At 43.6% G+C, this 2,755-nt stretch carries 3 protein-coding genes; all 3 read left to right on the forward strand.

Annotated features, from left to right (window positions below):
- The first annotated feature begins 643 nt into the window (after positions 1-643).
- From ACFW0B_RS25690 to ACFW0B_RS25700, 3 genes are read left to right on the forward strand one after another with little or no spacing between them, the layout of a single operon-like run.
- Positions 644-1,234, forward strand: a complete 591-nt coding sequence (locus ACFW0B_RS25690; RefSeq protein ID WP_449151782.1) for a hypothetical protein — start codon at positions 644-646, stop codon at positions 1,232-1,234.
- Positions 1,221-1,724 carry a hypothetical protein gene (locus ACFW0B_RS25695; RefSeq protein ID WP_449151783.1) on the forward strand — a complete coding sequence of 168 codons (504 nt, stop codon included), beginning with the start codon at positions 1,221-1,223 and terminating at the stop codon, positions 1,722-1,724. Before ACFW0B_RS25690 ends, ACFW0B_RS25695 begins: the two co-directional genes overlap by 14 nt.
- Positions 1,708-2,466 (forward strand): hypothetical protein, encoded by a 759-nt coding sequence (locus ACFW0B_RS25700; RefSeq protein ID WP_449151785.1) that lies wholly within the window; start codon positions 1,708-1,710, stop codon positions 2,464-2,466. The genes ACFW0B_RS25695 and ACFW0B_RS25700 overlap by 17 nt, the downstream gene beginning before the upstream one ends.
- The last annotated feature ends 289 nt before the right edge of the window (positions 2,467-2,755 follow it).

The raw sequence follows: 2,755 nt of genomic DNA on the forward strand, positions 1-2,755 counted from the left end.
TGCTCGCGGTGGCTAAAAACACCGAAGTGAGCGGATGACTTGACCGATTTTGGTCGAATCGCCGCTTTTAAAATCGGCAAGGGCAGAAGTCGGCCGGAAATGCAGGGCTACTTCAGACCATCCCTAGCGAGCCTTATGGGGTTGATTGAGTATTCTATTAGTTATATTTGTTGTGCAGTTGAAGCTACTGAACGGCTCACTAAAAGTAAGGAGGCAAACTTAATGCTTCAGATTGGCAGGGTTTCCTCTAGGTGAGCGAGTCAAATTAGTCGCATTCGCTGAGCCGGTATCTTCAAAGCATCGCGCAGGGACAAGCCACTTTCAACTGATGATACATAACCGCATCCGTCAGAAGTTAATCGATGCATGTGATAACCCCCGAAGAGATGTGCTCAATTGCTTTGAGATATTTTGAAATTCCCAGGTTTAGCCGATCAAAAGATATTAAGCTTTCGCCATATTGGTTTGAGAAATGCTATTTAAATAAATCGGGAATATTATCGTAAGGGCGGAGCGATTTTCTCGAGATAAATTTCGTTAAATGCTGCATCTATCCACTTGACGCATTGATTGAATTGATATAAAAAAGCGATTGATATCACAATGATGCCGCGACCTTAATTTTGCTCGGCGGAGCTCTGCAGTGCCAGGGATTGATGATCTAAAAAGCCTACTCGCACGCGATCGCGTAGCCAGAATAGTTGAACACTATAAGAGTAACAAAACAGAGGATCAAAGTAAGCTCATGGCAAACCACACTGATGTCGTTGCTGCGATTGATGGATATTTGGCAAGCGTTGATCTCGACGCCTCTCTTAGAGAAGGTATCAAAAAAATAGTCCGCGCCAATTTGGCTGAAGCGGCAACTACTGCCCACATAAAAGATCGTCTAGGTATACTATTTGAGTACGAGAAAAATTACTTGAGCCTAATTAAAGAGTTCAAGGAAGAGATAAAATTTGTAGGCGCACTCCAAGAAGACCTGAGGAAGGAAAGGGCAAAATTTTTCTCAGATACACTAAAAGATGTATCGGAAACTCTTAAGGATTCGCAGGTGGCTAGTGATGTGGCCAGTAAATGGATTCAAGAATTGGTTTCCAGTTACACAAAAAGTCTTGATTTCTCGTCGGGTCTTGTGGAGGAAAATACCTTCGATATGGTAGGGCAAATACGCAAATTTGCTAAGGAGTCAGTGGACAAAGCTGGCCGCCCGCAATCGAATGAAATCGCGTGAGTTGGAACTTTGCCTGCAGAGCTTAAAGCTCTCTAGGCAAAATCTTGCAGGTGGTTTTCTGCAAGAAAGTCCCAGTTTGTACTCGGCGATGTTTCAGTATGAAACGTCGCCAAGTAGCATGGAAATTGCGCAGCGTAAGTTTTTTTTTGAGTGGTTGATAAGCCATCCGGTCACTTTTGGACAAATTCTGCAGAGAGCTCTTGAAAGCCAGGAGCATCTTGATCGTGATGCGTCGACGCATGCGTTTCTGAAAAGTTATAAAGCCCTACTTGAAAGATTCATTGCTGACAAAGGATCGGGTAGTAGCTGGCAAAGTGACGAGCTTCAGGTGCTGGCTGCTGACTATATATTAAGTCTAGGGAGTCTTCTTGAAATAAGCGCTGGCGCAAACAAGAAGTTAGAAGTGCTTCGGTATCAGAGCGAAAAATCAAAAACGATCTTCGATAGAACATTCAAGGAACTGATGGGGGGAAATGATGGCTTGGTATAGCGTCCTAGACAAACTCGACGACATAATTTATGAGCCAATTAAGCTTGTTACTGATTGGGCTAGAGAGCCACTTAAAGCGCGCGAGCACTCCAGAGAACTAGAGAGAGAAGAGCGCAGGCAGAGACTAGAGGCTGAAATCAGGAAGGAAGAAAAAATTCTTGAGGCTCAGCTATCTGAGAATAGTCGGAATCTAGATGCAGATATTGAAATCAGGAAAAAAACTGAAGTACAACGAATTCTTACGGAAATTGATACTCTAAGGAAAGATAAGGATTTCCAAAGAATGCAAGCAGTTTCTGATGCTATTATGAAATATCAGGAAAAGCTAACTGCATTAAATATAAGCGCAATAAATGCAATTGGCAATATGCAATTGGATTTGCGTGAAAAGGCTCAAGATCTAGTTTATGAGAAAACTATAAAATATAAAGAGCTCCAAGATAGCGCTCACCATCAGGCTTATATGGAGATTCAGAAAATCGAGGAGTCTTTTGCAGGAAATGAGTTCGCAAAAAACATTCTCTATAAATCCGTGGATCAGCGTCTAGCCAATATTATAATTACAGCACAAAAATTCTTGGAAGAGCTAAATAATGATATTGCCGTTCTCAACAAAAGTATTAATCTACTGACCGAGCAGGGTCAGACCTTCATAGAAAGTCACTTAGAAAAATTCCATGTCGTTTCAGACGGAAGTCTAATGTTGCCGTCAGCCGAGACTAGCCTTATCGAAAAGACGTGAACGAGAGCAGGTCAAGTGTAAGGCCGCCGAACGGTTTAAATAGTGACCAGCGTGCTTCTTCGAGGTGACCCCATGGTGTTGATCTTTTCGCCATGTTGGGTGCATAACCTGCGTGGTACAAAGACTGCTACTGGTTGACCTATGGGCGACGCTGATCTGCTGGTATCCGCTCCATAAACCCCACCTGCCCATAGCCTGCTGATCATTGGATGCTGAGCTCCCGTTTTCACTGGAGCTCACCACCATGATGCGTCCCGACGCCAAGGTGCAGAAGGTCTACCTCTATCCC

The sequence above is a fragment of the Metapseudomonas phytobenefica genome, assembly GCF_043392685.1.
In the GTDB taxonomy this organism is placed as follows: domain Bacteria; phylum Pseudomonadota; class Gammaproteobacteria; order Pseudomonadales; family Pseudomonadaceae; genus Metapseudomonas.

Excerpts from the sequence above, each read along its gene's own strand:
- ACFW0B_RS25695 (WP_449151783.1), top strand. The coding sequence starts at position 1,221 with ATGAAATCGCGTGAGTTGGAACTTTGCCTGCAGAGCTTAAAGCTCTCT.
- ACFW0B_RS25700 (WP_449151785.1), top strand. The coding sequence starts at position 1,708 with ATGATGGCTTGGTATAGCGTCCTAGACAAACTCGACGACATAATTTAT.